Below are 541 nucleotides of genomic sequence, written 5' to 3'. Positions count from 1 at the left end.
CTCGGTGGTGAGCGATGCGGCGCAGTCGGACCTGGTGTCGCTGAACAACGGCCACATCGTGCTGGTGGCTGGCGGCACGGTGACGCTGGGCGACGGCACGGCCAACGACGGCATCGCCGGCGTGGCCGGCACGGCGGTGAGCGCCGCCGGCACGGGCTCCATCCTGGTGCAGGCCACGAGCGGTGACGTGATCGTCAACAGCGACATCACCAGCGCCACGGGCCACGTCACGCTCAAGGCTGCGGGCAGCGTGCTGCTGGGCAGCGCCACGGCCACAGGCGTGGACGTGAGCACGGCCGGCACGGGCACAGTGTCCATCGACGCGCGCGGCGGCGCGCTGGCCATGGCCGGCGACGCCAAGATCGCGGGCGCCAGCGCACGGCTGCATGCGGCGAGCACGGTCACCGTGGGCAACGTCACGGCCACCAGCGTCAGCCTGGTGGCCGACACGGGTGCCATCGTCAACGCCGCAGGCAGCACGAAGAACGTTTCCGCGACGACCCTGCGGCTGCAGGCCGGCGGTGCCATCGGTACGGCCACA

1 protein-coding gene is annotated in these 541 nt (G+C 72.5%); it reads left to right on the top strand.

The features are described from left to right. On the top strand, window positions 1-541 hold a 541-nt coding region (locus SM757_RS35030), incomplete at both ends, for a hypothetical protein (protein WP_322468872.1).

Source organism: Azohydromonas lata, assembly GCF_034427735.1.
GTDB lineage: Bacteria > Pseudomonadota > Gammaproteobacteria > Burkholderiales > Burkholderiaceae_C > Azohydromonas > Azohydromonas lata.
The sequence above is the reverse complement of the archived record's forward strand: the minus strand, read 5'-3'. Positions and strand labels throughout refer to the sequence as shown.